At 66.0% G+C, this 15613-nt stretch carries 12 protein-coding genes; 7 read left to right on the forward strand and 5 right to left on the reverse strand.

From position 1 onward, the window contains the following. The first annotated feature begins 273 nt into the window (after positions 1–273). From ACFVYE_RS41550 to ACFVYE_RS41575, 6 genes are all read left to right on the forward strand, one after another. A complete protein-coding gene (locus tag ACFVYE_RS41550; protein ID WP_383973215.1) occupies positions 274–858 on the forward strand; it encodes a hypothetical protein in 585 nt (194 codons plus the stop codon). 456 nt (positions 859–1314) lie between these two features. Then, positions 1315–2958 carry an ABC transporter substrate-binding protein gene (locus tag ACFVYE_RS41555; RefSeq protein ID WP_383973217.1) on the forward strand — a complete coding sequence of 548 codons (1644 nt, stop codon included), beginning with the start codon at positions 1315–1317 and terminating at the stop codon, positions 2956–2958. Between the two features lie 150 nt (positions 2959–3108). Continuing rightward, complete coding sequence (locus ACFVYE_RS41560; RefSeq protein ID WP_383973243.1) at positions 3109–4035, forward strand: ABC transporter permease; 927 nt, start codon at positions 3109–3111, stop codon at positions 4033–4035. Then, positions 4028–4975, forward strand: coding sequence for an ABC transporter permease (locus tag ACFVYE_RS41565; protein ID WP_383973218.1), 948 nt, complete (start codon positions 4028–4030; stop codon positions 4973–4975). Before ACFVYE_RS41560 ends, ACFVYE_RS41565 begins: the two co-directional genes overlap by 8 nt. A 14-nt stretch (positions 4976–4989) precedes the next feature. After that, positions 4990–6048, forward strand: a complete 1059-nt coding sequence (locus ACFVYE_RS41570) for an ABC transporter ATP-binding protein (protein ID WP_383973220.1) — start codon at positions 4990–4992, stop codon at positions 6046–6048. Continuing rightward, the gene (locus ACFVYE_RS41575; protein ID WP_383973222.1) at positions 6041–7192 is read left to right on the forward strand and encodes an ABC transporter ATP-binding protein; all 1152 of its coding nucleotides are present in this window, start codon (positions 6041–6043) and stop codon (positions 7190–7192) included. Before ACFVYE_RS41570 ends, ACFVYE_RS41575 begins: the two co-directional genes overlap by 8 nt. A gap of 191 nt (positions 7193–7383) precedes the next feature. On the opposite strand, the gene ACFVYE_RS41580 is transcribed toward ACFVYE_RS41575, so the two are convergent. The 5 genes from ACFVYE_RS41580 to ACFVYE_RS41600 form a co-directional block, all read right to left on the reverse strand. Continuing rightward, on the reverse strand, positions 7384–8475 hold the full coding sequence (locus tag ACFVYE_RS41580) for an ABC transporter ATP-binding protein (RefSeq protein ID WP_383973224.1): 1092 nt from the start codon (positions 8473–8475) through the stop codon (positions 7384–7386). Positions 8476–8501: 26 nt separating this feature from the next. Then, entirely contained in the window at positions 8502–9467 is a 966-nt protein-coding gene (locus tag ACFVYE_RS41585) for an ABC transporter ATP-binding protein (RefSeq protein WP_383973245.1), read from the reverse strand. 71 nt (positions 9468–9538) lie between these two features. Beyond that, positions 9539–10519 (reverse strand): ABC transporter permease, encoded by a 981-nt coding sequence (locus tag ACFVYE_RS41590; protein WP_383973226.1) that lies wholly within the window; start codon positions 10517–10519, stop codon positions 9539–9541. A 92-nt stretch (positions 10520–10611) separates the two neighbouring features. Then, positions 10612–12399, reverse strand: coding sequence for an ABC transporter substrate-binding protein (locus tag ACFVYE_RS41595; protein ID WP_383973228.1), 1788 nt, complete (start codon positions 12397–12399; stop codon positions 10612–10614). 75 nt (positions 12400–12474) lie between these two features. Further along, positions 12475–13503: an ABC transporter permease gene (locus tag ACFVYE_RS41600; RefSeq protein ID WP_383973230.1), complete on the reverse strand. Its 1029-nt coding sequence runs from the start codon at positions 13501–13503 to the stop codon at positions 12475–12477. Between the two features lie 577 nt (positions 13504–14080). On the opposite strand from ACFVYE_RS41600, the gene ACFVYE_RS41605 reads away from it, so the two are divergent. After that, positions 14081–15358, forward strand: coding sequence for a PQQ-binding-like beta-propeller repeat protein (locus tag ACFVYE_RS41605; RefSeq protein WP_389608681.1), 1278 nt, complete (start codon positions 14081–14083; stop codon positions 15356–15358). Positions 15359–15613: the final 255 nt, after the last annotated feature.

Genomic DNA, 15613 nt, shown 5'->3' on the forward strand with positions numbered 1-15613 from the left:
CCCCGCAAGTCTGCGGGGAGCCGGGCCTCTCGGCTGTTTTCCCCCGCACTCCCGACACACTGCACGGAACACAAGATGTGTGCGACCGGAAACTCTAGCGGAAGCAAATGCCTCGATTGCTCTGTGTTCATGAGCCGTCACCTCAACCTCAACAGTTCCTCAAATGGCTGGCATTAGGGCCTTGTTGGGCGACAGGGTCGCCACTGTCGCACCGACCGGTGAGGCTGGGATCGCAAAGCGAACTCTTGATATTCGCTCAAGCAAAGAATTCTGATGCGGAAGACTGTGGCGATTGTGCTTGCGGGAGCGGCGATGTCGGCCGTACTGACGACGCCGGCGGTGGCGGCTTCGTCGGGCGGCGACCCGATGTGCAGCCCGGGGCGGACCAAGCTGGTGTGGTCCACGAAGAGCAAGCCCTGGGTCGTGACGCACAAGAGGCGGGTCGAGCACTTCACGACCGAGACTGCGAAGAAGACGTTCACGGTCAGCAAGGTCGCCGAAGTCAAGGCGTCGGTGACGGCGACGGCCGGGGGGAAGATCGGCGGGAAGGTCGTCCTCGCCAGCCTCGAGGGCTCCATCGGCCTGGAGCTCAAGGCCGAGGGGAAGGTGACGAACAAGAAGTCCGAGTCCGTCACCTACACCATGACGAAGTATGACACTTACATCTATTATTCCGGGACCAAGAAGGCCAGGGGCTACTACACGCAGTACCGCTGCGACCGTGGCACGAAGTGGATCAAGACCGGCCGGTACGGCAAGGCACAGAGCTGGACGACGCCCACCGAGGGCGGAGTGCGCTGCGGTACGAAGCCGCCCAAGTCGTCATTGGCCGCGGTCGTGAAGAAGAAGTACTGCTGATCCGGCCGCCCAGTATTCTGTGGACATGCCCCGCCGATCCGCTTGCGCGGGTCGGCGGGGCGCTTTTCGCACCCTGGCCGCGACGCGTTGCCGGGGTGCTGAGCCCGCGGGCGTGCAACCCGTTTTCACGAGCCGTGCGTCCGGTTATCGGGCGTTGCTCTCCGGAACATGTGTTAACGGTCCGTTTCGGGCGTGTCTGTCTGGGCTCGCTTTGTCCGGATTTCGGTCAACCATGCCCTGTCGATGTTGTCAAACCGAGACCCTTTAAGTGTGGTTTACGGTCCGGTCGTACTTAATAGTTGGCTCCATTGAGCTCGGGTCAATGGGTCACGCACTGTGGGGAGTGCCGACTCACGAGCACACTAGGGGCACTGAAACGATCACCGTCAGGGGTGTCGGTGTATCAACTCCAGTGCCCTTCTTGTAGTCAAAAGTGGACTCATGAGGAGGAAACCCATGCGTGGTGCCAAGAGCGCCAAGTGGGTCGCGGGAGCGGCAATCATCGCCCTGGCTGCGACCGCCTGTGGCGGCGGCGACAGCGACAGCGGCAAGGACATGAACTCGGGCAAGGCGGACCCGAACGGGATCCTGACCGCCCAGCTCGGCGAACCGCAGAACCCGCTGCAGCCGGCGAACGCCAAGGAGAGCCAGGGCAGCCGTGTCCTGCGCACCGTCTTCTCCGGCCTCGTCGACTACGAGCCCGGCACCGGCAAGCTCGAGTACATCAACGCCGAGTCCGTGACGCCCAACGCGGACTCGTCCGTGTGGACCGTCAAGCTCAAGCCGGGCTGGAAGTTCCACGACGGCACCACGGTCACCTCCAAGTCCTTCGTGGACTCCTGGAACTGGTCGGCCAACGTCAAGAACAACCAGACCAACTCCAGCTGGTTCCAGGACATCAAGGGTTACGCCGACGTCCACCCCGAGAAGGGTGCTCCGAAGGCGGACAAGATGTCCGGCCTGAAGATCGTCGACGAGAACACCTTCACCATCACCCTGACCAGCTCGGTCTCGTACTTCGCGTACAAGCTGGGTTACGACGTCTGGGCGCCGCTGCCCGAGTCCTTCTTCAAGGACCCGGCGGCCGCCGGCCAGAAGCCGATCGGCAACGGCCCCTACAAGTTCGTCTCGTGGGACCACAAGAAGCTGATCAAGGTCCGGAAGTTCGACGGTTACCAGGGCCCGAACAAGGCCAAGAACGGTGGCATCGACTTCAAGAACTACACCACCGCCGACGCCGCCTACTCGGACCTGCGGTCGGACAACCTCGACTGGATCGAGCAGATCCCGACGACCTCGCTGACCAGCTACAAGCAGGACCTGGGCGACCGGGCCATCGACGCCGAGTACTCCGCGGTCCAGTCGATCGTCCCCGCGTTCTACACGGACCAGTTCAAGGACATCGACCCCAAGGTCATCCAGGGTCTGTCGATGGCCATCGACCGTGACACGATCACCAAGACCGTGCTGCACGGCACCCGTACCCCGGCCGACTCGTACGTCGCCCGCGGTGTGCTCGGCTACAAGCCCGGCGCCCTCGGTGACATCACGAAGTTCGACCCGGCCAAGGCCAAGGCCCTCATCCAGGAGGGTGGCGGCGTCCCGGGCAACAAGATCTCGATCCAGTTCAACGCCGACCAGGACCACAAGCCCTGGGTCGACGCGGTCTGCAACAGCATCCGCAAGTCCACCGGTGTCGAGTGCACCGGCGACTCCAAGCCGGACTTCCAGGCCGACCTGAACGCCCGTGACAACAAGCAGGTCAAGTCCATGTACCGCGGTGGCTGGGTGCTCGACTACCCGGTCAACTCGAACTTCATGCGCGACCTGTACGGCACCACCGCCGCGGGTAACACCTCGGGCTACTCCAACAAGGAGTTCGACGCTCTCGCCGCGAAGGCCGACAAGGCCAAGACGCTCGACGAGACCGTCAAGCTCTACCAGGACGCCGAGCAGCTCCTGAAGAACGACATGCCGTCCATCCCGCTGTGGTTCTACAAGAACAACTCGGGTCAGTCCAAGAACGTGTTCGGCAAGATCGTCTACGGCCAGGACGGCGACCCCATCTTCACCGACGTCCAGGTGAAGGCCAAGAAGTAAGCATCGGGATCCGAAGGCCGGTTCCGTCGCTCCCTTCAGGGGGCGGCGGAACCGGCCCGTAGGCGTAGGCCCCGGGGCTCTCCCCCACACCCCCGCGGCGGAGACAACTCTGAGAAGGCCATCGCCGACCCCTCACGGCATGGAGGCATGATGGGGCGTTACGTCGCAAGGCGACTGCTCCAGATGATCCCGGTATTCATCGGGACCACTCTGATTATTTTCCTCATGGTCCACATCCTTCCCGGTGACCCCATCCGGGCGATGTGGGGAGACAAAGCGGCGGACCCCGCACAGGTCGCTTCGCTGCGCCATGAGTTCGGGCTCGACCAGCCCCTGTGGAAGCAGTACATCGACTACATGGGCAACCTCTTCCAGGGCGACTTCGGGAAGACCTTCGGTGGCCGCGAGGTCATCGACGAGATGTCCGAGTCGTTCCCGGTGACGCTCCGGCTGACCGGCGTGGCGATGCTCATCGAGATCGTCGTCGGCATCGGGCTCGGTGCCTGGGCGGGTCTGCGGGCCGGCAAGGCCGCCGACACCGGCGTACTGATCTTCACCCTGGTCGTCATCTCGATCCCGGTGTTCGTGCTCGGCTACCTCGCCCGCTTCGTCCTCGCGGACCAGCTCGGCTGGGTGGCTCCGAACGTCCAGGACTCCACGAACTATTCGCAGTTGTTCCTGCCGGGCTTCGTGCTCGCCATGCTCTCCATGGCGTACGTGGCACGGCTGACGCGTACGACCTTCGCGGAGAACCTGCGCGCCGACTACATGCGCACGGCGATGGCCAAGGGCCTGCCGCGTCGCCGAATCGTCGGTGTCCACCTGCTGCGCAACTCGCTGATCCCGGTCGTCACCTTCCTCGGTACGGACGTCGGCGGCTTCATCGGCGGCGCGGTCGTGACCGAGGGCATCTTCAATGTCCAGGGTGTCGGAAACCTGCTCTTCAAGGCGCTGCAGCAGCGTGAGGGTTCGACGATCGTGGGCGTTGTCACGGTCTTCGTCCTCGTCATCCTTGTGATCAACCTGATCGTCGACCTGCTGTACGCGGTCCTGGACCCGAGGATCCGGTATGCCTGACGTGACCAAGACCCAGACCGAAGCGGCGGTCGACGCCGTGGCTCCGCCGGCCGCAGACGGCCACAAGGAGCAGGGCAAGCCGCGCAGCCTCTGGGGCGACGCCTGGTTCGACCTGCGTCACCGCCCGATGTTCTGGATCTCCTCGATCCTGCTGCTGCTCCTGCTGGTCATCGCCGCGTTCCCGGGGATGTTCACCAGCGTCGATCCGCGCGACGGCGATCTGACCAACCACTTCCTGACCAAGCCGGAGCTGGGGCATCTCTTCCAGCCCGACTGGTTCGGCTACGACGGTCAGGGGCGCTCCATCTACGCGCGTGTCATCTACGGCACCCGCGCCTCGATCCTGGTCGGCGTCGGCGTCACCGCGGCGGTCACCCTGGTCGGTGGCCTGCTCGGCATGCTCGCCGGATACTTCGGCGGCTGGCTCGACTCCGTCATATCCCGGATCACCGACATCTTCTTCGGTATTCCCTTCCTGCTCGGCGCCATGGTCGTCCTGAACGCCTTCACCGAGCGCAAGGTGTACGTGGTGATCCTGGCCCTCGCCTTCCTGGGCTGGACCTCGATCTGCCGTGTGATGCGGTCCTCCGTGATCACAGCGAAGCAGGCCGACTACGTGACGGCGGCCCGCGCGCTCGGCGCCGGCACCTCGCGGATCCTCTTCCGGCACGTCCTGCCGAACGCGCTCGCCCCGACGATCGTCGTGGCCACCATCGCGCTGGGCGGATACATCTCGGCCGAGGCGACGCTCTCGTTCCTCGGTCTCGGGCTCGCGGACCCGACGATCTCGTGGGGCATCGACATCGCCGAGGGCAGCAAGGCCATCCGGGACAACCCGCATGCTCTGCTGTTCCCGGCAGGAATGCTCAGCCTCACGGTCTTCGCGTTCATCATGCTCGGCGACGCGGTGCGCGACGCACTCGACCCGAAGCTGCGCTGAGGAGGGCGTACGACGTGACCATCATGGACAAGACAGCAGACATCCCGGCGCCCCGTGCCGGGGGGTCGGACGACAGCCCGCTCCTCGAAGTGCGCGACCTGCACGTGGAGTTCCACACCCGTGACGGAGTCGCCAAGGCCGTCAACGGTGTGAACTACAGGGTCGACTCGGGCGAGACCCTGGCCGTGCTCGGCGAGTCCGGTTCCGGCAAGTCCGTGACCGCTCAGGCGATCATGGGCATTCTCGACATGCCGCCCGGCAAGATCCCGCAGGGCCAGATCCTGTACCGCGGACAGGACATGCTCACCATGAGCTACGAGGAGCGGCGGAAGATCCGCGGCCAGAAGATCGCGATGATCTTCCAGGACGCGCTCTCCTCGCTCAACCCCGTGCTCTCGGTCGGCTACCAGCTCGGCGAGATGTTCCGTGTCCACCAGGGACTCTCCAAGAAGCAGGCGAAGGCCAAGGCCATCGAGCTGATGGAGCGGGTCAAGATCCCCGCGGCCAAGCAGCGGGTCAACGACTACCCGCACCAGTTCTCCGGCGGTATGCGCCAGCGCATCATGATCGCCATGGCGATGGCCCTGGAACCGGACCTGATCATCGCGGACGAGCCGACCACCGCGCTCGACGTGACGGTCCAGGCCCAGGTCATGGACCTGCTCAAGGAGCTGCAGACCGAGTTCAACATGGGCCTGATCCTGATCACCCACGACCTCGGCGTCGTCGCCGACGTCGCGGACAAGATCGCGGTCATGTACGCGGGCCGGATCGTCGAGACCGCGCCGGTGCACGAGCTCTACAAGCGGCCCGCGCACCCGTACACCCGCGGTCTGCTCGACTCGATCCCGCGCCTTGACCAGAAGGGCCACGAGCTCTACGCGATCAAGGGTCTGCCGCCCAACCTGCTCAAGATTCCGTCCGGCTGCGCCTTCAACCCGAGGTGCCCCAGGGCGGAGGACATCTGCCGCACGGAGATTCCGGCTCTGGTGCCGGTCTCCGAGCAGGACGGCAGCGAGCTGCCCGGCCGCGGCAGCGCCTGCCACTTCTGGAAGGAGACGATCCATGGCTGAGCTCGACAAGACGGACGGATCGTTGGACAGCACCCCTAACGTCACCGACGTCGTGACCGTCGACGCCGTCGACGAGACGGCGGCGGTCGCGGCGATCGAGGCCCCGGTGGAACGCGGTGAGCCGATCCTCCAGGTGCGCAATCTGGTCAAGCACTTCCCGCTGAGCCAGGGCATCCTCTTCAAGCGTCAGATCGGCGCCGTCAAGGCCGTGGACGGGGTCTCCTTCGACCTCTACCAGGGCGAGACGCTCGGCATCGTCGGCGAGTCCGGCTGTGGGAAGTCCACGGTCGCGCGGCTGCTGATGGCGCTGGAGACGGCCACGTCCGGCGAGGTCTTCTACAAGGGCCAGGACATCACCAGGCTGTCCGGGCGCGCGCTGAAGGCGGTGCGCCGGAACATCCAGATGGTGTTCCAGGACCCGTACACCTCGCTGAACCCGCGTATGACGGTCGGCGACATCATCGGCGAGCCCTTCGACATCCATCCGGAGGTGGCCCCGAAGGGGGACCGGCGCCGCAAGGTCCAGGAGCTGCTGGACGTCGTCGGTCTCAACCCGGAGTACATCAACCGCTATCCGCACCAGTTCTCCGGCGGCCAGCGCCAGCGCATCGGCATCGCCCGAGGCCTCGCGCTCAACCCGGAGATCATCATCTGCGACGAGCCGGTCTCCGCGCTCGACGTGTCGGTGCAGGCGCAGGTCATCAACCTGATGGAGAAGCTCCAGGACGAGTTCAACCTCTCCTATCTCTTCATCGCGCACGACCTGTCCATCGTCCGGCACATCTCCGACCGGGTCGGCGTGATGTACCTCGGCAAGATGGCCGAGATCGGTACGGACGCGCAGATCTACGACCACCCGACGCACCCCTACACCCAGGCGCTGCTGTCGGCGGTCCCGGTCCCGGACCCGGAGGCCCGCGAGCGCGGCGAGCGGATCATCCTCACCGGTGACGTCCCGTCGCCGGCGAACCCGCCGTCGGGCTGCCGCTTCCGTACGCGGTGCTGGAAGGCCCAGGACAAGTGCGCCACGGAGACGCCGCTGCTGGCGATCCCCGAGCACTTCAAGTCCGTGGACTCCCCGGCTGCGCACGAATCGGCGTGCCACTTCGCCGAGGAGAAGGACGTCGTCGGCGCGGCTTCGTAGTACGGCCCGAACGACGCGGAAGCGCCCGGAACCGATCGGTTCCGGGCGCTTCTTCCTTTTCCCGGAACCGGGCGTGCAGGTGGCTCGGGTCAAGGGGCTCACGTGCTCGGTTCCTCGGGACCGGGGAGCCTCGCGTCCGAGGACCGATCGGGTCCGTGTCCGTGAGGCGCCCCGGGGCCGGGGCAGGGGTGTCAGGCCCCGGCCTTGGGGTCTTCGGCAGTCTTGTTCTTGTTGAGCTTCGGTCCGGACGAGGCGTCACGGGCCTTCGGAACGGACGAGACGGACTGGGAGTCCTCGGGGTAGTGGCAGGCCGTCAGATGGCCTTCCCGGTTGCCTTCGACCCGCACCAGCGGCGGTGCCTCGCTCGCACACTTGTCCGTCGCTTTCCAGCAACGGGTACGGAAGCGGCAGCCCGACGGCGGGTTGACCGGGGACGGCACATCGCCGACGAGGCGGATGCGCTCACGGGCCGGTGTGTCGTCGGCGGTTGCCTCGGGCACGGCGGAGAGCAGCGCCTTGGTGTACGGGTGACGCGGGTTGCCGTACAGGTCATCGCGATCGGCGATCTCCACGATCTTGCCGAGATACATCACCGCCACGCGCTGCGAGAAGTGGCGTACGACGGCCAGGTCGTGGGCGATGAACAGGAACGCGATACCGAGTTCCTTCTGCAGCTTCTGCAGCAGGTTCACCACCTGGGCCTGGATCGACACGTCCAGCGCCGAGACCGGCTCGTCGGCCACGATCAGCTTCGGTTCCAGGGCGAGCGCGCGGGCCACGCCGATGCGCTGGCGCTGGCCGCCGGAGAACTCGTGCGGGAAGCGGTTGTAGTGCTCCGGGTTGAGTCCGACGATTTCCAGCAGCTCCCGTACACGCGCCTCGCGGCCGCCCGCCGGGTTGATGTCGTTGATCTCCATCGGCGCGGTGATGATCTTGCCGACGGTCTGGCGCGGATTCAGCGAGGCGTACGGGTCCTGAAAGATCATCTGGATCTCGGAGCGGACCGGGGCCAGCTGCTTGCGCGAGGCGTGGGTGATGTCCTGCCCGCGGTAGGAGATCGTGCCGGCCGTCGGCTCCAGGAGCCGGGTGATCAGCCGGCCCGTGGTCGACTTGCCGCAGCCGGACTCGCCGACCAGGCCCAGGCTCTCGCCCTCGCCGACGGTGAAGTCCAGCCCGTCGACGGCCTGGACCGCGCCGACCGTCCGCCGAATCGGAAAGCCGCCCTTGATCGGGAAGTGCTTGGTGAGTCCGGAGACGTCCAGGAGGGGATCTGTGCTGCTCATCGTAGGGAAGTCCCGTCTCTTGTACGTCAGTTGGGCCGGGTGCCGGCGAAGTCGGCGAAGAACTCGGTGCGCTGCTCCGCGGTGAGGTGACAGGCGGCCCCGCGCCCGGCCACCAGCTCCAGCGGCGGCTGATCGGTCGCACAGCGCTTGCCGCCGACCTGCTCGGTGAACGTGCACCGTGGGTGGAAGCGGCAGCCGGTCGGCGGGTTGAGGAGGCTCGGCGGCGAGCCGGGGATCGGCGACAGCGGTACGTCGACCGGCCCTTCGAGGCTCGGCATGGACCCCAGCAGGCCCCAGGTGTACGGGTGCTGGGGTGTCCGCAGCACCTCCTTCTTGGTGCCGCGCTCGACACAGCGCCCGCCGTACATCACCAGCACGTCGTCCGCGATGTCGGCGATGACACCGAGGTCGTGGGTGATGAAGATGATCGAGGTGCCGGTCTCCTGCTGGAGGTCCTTGAGCAAGTCCATGATCTGGGCCTGCACGGTGACGTCCAGTGCGGTTGTCGGTTCGTCCGCGATCAGCAACGCCGGGTTGCAGACCAGCGCCATGGCGATCATCGCGCGCTGGCGCATACCACCGGAGAACTGGTGTGGGTAGTCGTCCACCCGCAGATCGGGCTGGGGAATGCCCACTTTGGTGAGCATCTCGACAGCCCGGGCCCGGGCGTCCCGCTTGGAGGCACCGGTGTGCTTGCGGAACGTCTCGCCGATCTGCTTGCCGATGGTGTGGTACGGCGAGAGTGAGGCCAGGGAGTCCTGGAAGATCATGGCCATCTTGTTGCCGCGCAGCCGCTCCAGCTCCCGCTCCGAGGCGGCCAGCAGATCCTGGCCGTCGAGCAGGATCTCGCCCTCGATCTCGGTGTGGTCGGGGTGGTGCAGGCCGAGGATCGTCAGGTTGGTGACGGACTTGCCGGAGCCGGACTCACCGACGATGCCGAGGGTCTTGCCCTTCTCCACATCGAAGGACAGCCCGTCGACGGCCTTGACCATGCCGTCTTCGGTGGAGAAGTGCACGCGCAGATCGCGTACGGAGAGGAAGGGGGTGCTCACTGGATCTCTCCCTAGGCGAGGCGGACGCGTGGGTCGATGAGGGCGTAGACGGCGTCGACGACGATGTTGAGGATCACGATCGCGGTGGCGGCCACCATCATCACGCCGAGCAGTGTCGGCAGGTCGTTGGTGGAGACGGCCTTGACCGAGAGCGCCCCGATGCCCTGGAGGCTGAAGGTCTTCTCGGTGATGATCGCGCCGCCGAGGAGGACGCCCAGGTCGAGGCCGAAGATGGTGACGATCGGGCCCATGGCCCCGCGCCAGGCGAACCGGAAGAAGACGGTCCGCCGGGACAGGCCCTTGGCCCGCGCCGTCCGTACGTAGTCCTCGCTCAGTGACTCCACCAGCTGGGACCGGGCCATACGGGTGTAGTTGGCCGTGAAGATGACGGAGAGGACCAGCCAGGGCAGCAGGAGGCCGGAGAACCACGCACCGGGATTCTCGGTCAACGGCGTGTAGCTCGGCCGGTCCAGCAGGTGCAGCTGGTCGGTGAGGAAGTACATGGCGACCACACCGACGATGTAGATCTGCAGCGAGGAGGCGACGAGCGACGCGGAGGACGCGACCTTGTCGAGCAGCTTGCCCTGCTTGACGGCGGCGAGCATGCCGGTGCCGACGCCGAAGATGACGAAGACGAACGCGCTGCCCACGGAGAGCGAGAGGGTGGTCGGGAAGCGGTCGACGATGGTGCCGAAGACCGGCTCGCGGTTGATGAACGAGTACCCCAGGCAGGGGGCGGGGCAGTGTCCGTACGACTGGTACTCGCGGCCGACGAAGATTCCCTGCAGCCAATGCCAGTACTGCACCGGTATCGGGTCGGCGATCCCCAGGTTGTGACGTACCAGCGCGAGTGTCTCGGGGGTGCAGACCTTGCCGCAGGCTACCCGGGCGGGGTCGCGCGGGGCGGTGTAGAAGAGAACGAAGACTAGGGCGCTGATGATCAGCAGGATGACCGCGGCGCCGACGACACGGCGGAGAAGAAAGCGCAGCATGGCAGTGGGTTTTCCTGACGGATGCCGAGGGGGAGGAGGGGCACGGGCGGCTCTCCGGTGGAGAGCCGCCCGCGCCCCGCGGGGGCCGTTCGTCAGGCCTTGACGTACGTCTTGTAGAGCAGCGTCGCGGAGAACAGCGGGTCCATCATGGCGCCGCCGACCTTGGAGCCGTACAGGTAGAAGCGACGCTGGAAGGTCTCGGGGATGATCGGGGCGACCTCGTCCATGATCCGCTTGTCCAGCGCCGTCCAGGCCTCACCGGCCTTCTTCTGGTCGCTGATGACGACGTTCTCCTTGATGGCGGCGTCGATCCAGTCGACCTTCACCTGGGAGACGTTGTTCTGGCCGTTGCCGACGGAGGCGCTGTCGAAGAGCGGCTGGATCATCGTGTACGCCGTCGGCCAGTCGGGCGACCAGCCGAACCACATGACGTCGAAGCTGTTGTCGACCTGCTGGATCTGGTCGTAGTACGAGGTCGAGTCGACGGCCTTGATGACCGGCGTGAAGCCGGCCTTCTTCAGCGCGTTCTCGATGACGACGGCCGTCTTGTCGTAGGTGGGGCTCTGCGGGTAGCTGTAGACGACCTTCTGGCCGAGCTTGCCGGCCTTCTTGAGGATCGCCTTGGCCGCTGCCGCGTCTCCCTGGGGGGCCTTCAGCTTGCCGTAGAGGTCGAACTCCTGGCGGCCCAGGATGTCGGGGCTGAGGATGGTGCTCGCGTAGTCGCCCGCCGACGGCCCGCCGTAGATCTTGCGGATCTGCTCAAGCGGCCAGGCGGTGTTGAGCGCCTTGCGCACCTCGACGTCCGTGATGCGCTTGCAGTTGATGGCGTAGTAGTACGTGCCGGTGAGCAGGCCGTTGAACGTGCGCTTCTTCAGCGCCGGGTCGGTGAGCACCTTCTGCATGCGCTCAGCAGGCACGGACTTGTAGATGGAGACCATCTGCTGGTCCTTGCCCTGGTCCGCGATGAAGCGGTCGGCGGACTCCAGCGAGGTGGGGCCGAACTCGAATTCGAAGCTGTCCGGGTAGGCGTTGCGGATCGAGTCGGTGGCCGGGTCCCAGTGCTTGTTGCGCGTCAGCGTCATCGACTTGTCGATGGAGCGGTGCTTGACGATGTACGGACCGCAGGAGACGGGCTGCTTGTCGTACTTCTCCTTGGTGTCCAGCTTCACCGGGGTGGCCGCGTAGGAGCTCATGGCCAGCGTGAAGTTGAAGTCCGGGCGGGCTTCCGCCAGCTTGAAGGTGATCGTCTTCTTCGCCTTGTCGGTGACGATCGAGTCCAGGTGCTTGCCGCCGTACGGACCCTCGTAGCCCTTGCGCCAGTCACCCTTGCCGGTGAGCGCCTGCTGGACGTAGGCGGCGCCCTCGGTGATGAACGGCGCCCAGGCGCGCTCGATGCCGTGGCGGACGTCGTCGACGGTCAGCTCGCTGCCGTCCTCCCACTTGAGCCCGTCCTTCAGCGTGAAGGTCCAGGTCTTGTTGTCGGCGGACGCGGTGCCGACGTCGGTGGCGAGGTCGCCGACGAGGGTCAGGGCACCCTTCAGGTCGATCTTGTAGCCGGTGAGGCCGCGCGCGAACATGAGCGCCGCGGTGGAGTTGAACGCGAAGTAGATGCGCTGCGGGTCGAGGTGCGAGAAGTCGTCCTCGGAGACGCCGTAGATCGTCCCGCCCTTCTTGGCGCCGGGAATCTCCGGAGCGGGGCCGACCGAGTCCTCCTTGGTGCCGATCTTGACGGAGGCACCGGTGTACTCGGTGGCGCCTGCGTGCGGCGTGCCCTTGCTGCCGCCTCCGCCCGCGTCACCACTGCTGCACGCGGAGAGAACGAGGGAGCCGCCCGCCGCGACGGATGTGGCGATGACGAAGTTTCTGCGGGAGAGAGACATGGCAACCTGCCCTGGTCGATGAAGAGGGACGAATGATCCGGCGGAGCCCCGTCGCTCCGGTCCGGGGCGGAACTGTCAGCGCTTGGTCTTCGGGTCGAGAGCGTCGCGGACCGAGTCGCCGAGGAGATTGAATGCGAGAACGAAGACCACCATCGACACGCCCGGGAAGAGCATGAAGGTGATGTCGTCCTGATAGACGTCGGCACCGCGTTGAAGCATCACGCCCCAGTCGGGCGTCTTCGCGGTCAGTCCGACCCCCAGGAAGGCGAGTCCGGCTTCGGCGGTCACGAACATGGGAAGAGCGAGGGTCGCCTGGATGAGGATCGGCGTCCACAGGTTGGGCAGCAGTTCCTTGAAGATGATCCGGGCGGGCGAGGCACCGGTCACCTTGGCCGCCTCGACGAACTCCCGCTCACGCAGGGCGAGTACCTCGCCGCGCAGCAGTCGCGCGATGGACGCCCAGCCGAACGCCGTCATCACCAGGATGAGGCTGGTGACGGTCAGCCAGATCGGGGTGGATTCCTCCGGCGAGACCAGGATCGAGATGAGTACCGGCCAGAACGCGATGAAGAACAGCGTCGAGGGGAACGCCAGCAGGATGTCGATGATCCGGCCGATGAAATAGTCCGTCTTCCCGCCGAGGTAACCGGCGGTCACACCGATCACGATGCCGAGGACGGTCACCAGGAGCGTCGTCACGCCGGCGATGAACAGCGAGTTGCGGATGCCGTAGACGAGGAAGGTGAAGAGGTCACGGCCGAGCTGCGGCTCGATGCCGAACCAGAAGTCGCCGCTGATCCCGCCATTGGGCTTGATCGGAAAGCCGAAGTCGTTGAGCAGGCCCTCTTGGTCCTGGCCGTAGGTCGTATACGGATCCTTGCCGTACACCTTGGAGATCAGTGGCGCGCAGATGGCCACCAGGAAGAAGAAAATGACCACATAGGCCGAAATCATGCCGGTGCGGTCGCGCCTGAAGCGCCGCCAGGCAAGCTTTCCCGGCGAACGGCCGTCGCCGCCCTTGAGCGCCGAAGGGTCCGGCGCCTGCGGCGTCTTCGCATCCGTGTCCTCAATGGGCATGGCTGCGTTCGAGGTTGGAATCGTCATGGTGCTCCTGGCCCGGAGGGTCGAAGGACTCCGCAGGCACACCTACGGGCTACCCGGACTTTTTCAACGCAATTCATGCAGGGTCAATGAATGTCCGCCCCCCTTGAGGCGCTCTTTGGGAAATTGACCAGTTCATGACCTTCAAAGGGGGGTGTCTTTGCTTCCGTTTGATTATCCCGAGGGTGCGTTTGCTCCTTTTCTGGATGAATCCGGCAATGAGTTCGTTATCCGGGCACCGTTGTCTCGGAATTCGTACATCCAGTCAAGGGGGTGCGCGGTCGATGCCAGTTCGATGCGCGGTCGTTATCGCCGCAGTCCTTATGCGGCTCGGCGTCCGGCGCCCTCGCGGTTCGCGGCAGGGGTGCCTCTGACCTCATCACTCCCGAGTCGACCTGCTGCCCAAATGACAACCACCATCTCCGGGACGGAACGTCGTTCCCTGTGGTGAGACGACGGTGGGTGATCCTGTGAGTTCCTTGCTGGGGGACGGGTGGTTGGTGCAATATCCGTCAGCCGCCGGGTCGCCGGGGTCAGGGGTTCGGCCTGTGGGGTTGTTGTGATTGGTACGGACAGACAGATGGATCTGCTGGGAGAACCCGATGCCGTGGCGAGCCGCCGGCTGCGGTGGTTCATGGCGCTCGTCGTCGTCTGTCTCACGCTCGCTTGGCTGTACGACTGGTACGCGGAGCGCGATCGGGTCACCGGCGCGCAGGGTCCTTTCCCCGCCGTGTTCGCTGCCGGATCCCCGGTCGCGCCCGAGCACGTCATACGCCGTTCGGCGGGTGTCGACGTGACTTTGGTGCACGGGATGTCCCTGGAGTGGACGGGCCCCGGTGTGAAGGCGGTGAACCTGCGGACGGGCAAGGAGTACTGGCGTTATGAGCGCCGGGACTCGGGCGGCACCATGTGGTCGTTCGAAGTGTCGGCACGCACGGTGGTGGCGGGGTTCGACGACGGGAAGCTCGTCGGCATCGACCTGCGGACGGGCAAACCGCTGTGGCACGAGAAGATCCCGCACGACGACGGCTTTCGCGGCGTGAGCCTCACCGGCGGCCAGGCCGTCACCGAGGCAACCGGCGCCGTGCGTGCCTTCGACGAGCGCGACGGCCGGAGCCTGTGGACGGTGAAGACGCCCGGGAACTGCCCCGAGGTCCTCGTCCACACCGTGTACGCCCTGCCGGATCACGTCAGCGCGGTCCATGTGATGTGCAACGTGTCGGGCGTCACCAAGGACGAGTACAGCCTTCTGCTCGGCGTCGACAACCGCACCGGCGAGCTTCTCTGGCAGCGGCGCACCCAGGATCCCGAGCAGGTGGTCAGGGGCGACGCACACACGCTGGTCGCCCCGGCGCCGGGCCCGGACGGCCGGACGTACGTCCAACTGCTCGACGTGAACCGCGAAGGGGCCACTGCGCGCGGCGAACTGGCCACCGACTCGTGGAATCCGGCAGGTGCGGGAGACGGCACCGTGCTGGTCGGCACCGACGCCGACGGCGGGACCGAGGACCACATCACGGTTCTGCATGCCTTCGACACGACGGACGGTCACCTCGCCTGGCGGCTCAAGGCACCGTCCGGCCGGGAGTACGGCTTCGGCAAGATCGCCGACGGCCGGGTCTACGTCGTGCGCCAGCCGTTCCTCACCGGGGCGGACGTCGGTCGCCGGATCCGCGCCGACCTGCTCGTCCTCGACGCGGACGCCGGACGTCTGCTGCACACCCTGCGGCTGCCGGCCATGACGGTGCCGGACGATTCCGACCACTTCGTGAAGCTCGACGTCCTCGACGTCGCCGACGGGGCGACAAGCATCGGTTGGCGGGACGACGACGGGGACCTGTTGATCGCCGCGGACTGACCGGTCACGCCCCCTTTCGGGCATGACTCTCCTCTTCCGGGTCGCAGCGGCATCCTGCTTGCCGACGTGGGCAGTATTCAGCACCCCGTCCGGGTGAACGATCAGGAGGCCCGCGGCGTCCGGAGGCCGGCCAACCTCCAGGCATGTGCCCGCGCTTCGATCCGCGAGGAGCCGATCGCGGTCAGAGCCCTCGGCCCGGCCGCTGCGAGGGTGTCGGTGAGCCGGGAGGCCGTCAGGTCGCCGGCCATGGAGTCG

The organism is Streptomyces sp. NPDC058239 (genome assembly GCF_042882185.1).
Taxonomy (GTDB): domain Bacteria; phylum Actinomycetota; class Actinomycetes; order Streptomycetales; family Streptomycetaceae; genus Streptomyces.

Coding starts and splice junctions, on each gene's coding strand:
- ACFVYE_RS41605 (WP_389608681.1), top strand. CDS start 14,081: ATGGATCTGCTGGGAGAACCCGATGCCGTGGCGAGCCGCCGGCTGCGG.
- ACFVYE_RS41550 (WP_383973215.1), top strand. CDS start 274: ATGCGGAAGACTGTGGCGATTGTGCTTGCGGGAGCGGCGATGTCGGCC.
- ACFVYE_RS41590 (WP_383973226.1), bottom strand. CDS start 10,519: ATGCTGCGCTTTCTTCTCCGCCGTGTCGTCGGCGCCGCGGTCATCCTG.
- ACFVYE_RS41600 (WP_383973230.1), bottom strand. CDS start 13,503: ATGACGATTCCAACCTCGAACGCAGCCATGCCCATTGAGGACACGGAT.
- ACFVYE_RS41575 (WP_383973222.1), top strand. CDS start 6,041: ATGGCTGAGCTCGACAAGACGGACGGATCGTTGGACAGCACCCCTAAC.
- ACFVYE_RS41565 (WP_383973218.1), top strand. CDS start 4,028: ATGCCTGACGTGACCAAGACCCAGACCGAAGCGGCGGTCGACGCCGTG.
- ACFVYE_RS41585 (WP_383973245.1), bottom strand. CDS start 9,467: ATGGTCAAGGCCGTCGACGGGCTGTCCTTCGATGTGGAGAAGGGCAAG.
- ACFVYE_RS41595 (WP_383973228.1), bottom strand. CDS start 12,399: ATGTCTCTCTCCCGCAGAAACTTCGTCATCGCCACATCCGTCGCGGCG.
- ACFVYE_RS41580 (WP_383973224.1), bottom strand. CDS start 8,475: ATGAGCAGCACAGATCCCCTCCTGGACGTCTCCGGACTCACCAAGCAC.
- ACFVYE_RS41560 (WP_383973243.1), top strand. CDS start 3,109: ATGGGGCGTTACGTCGCAAGGCGACTGCTCCAGATGATCCCGGTATTC.
- ACFVYE_RS41555 (WP_383973217.1), top strand. CDS start 1,315: ATGCGTGGTGCCAAGAGCGCCAAGTGGGTCGCGGGAGCGGCAATCATC.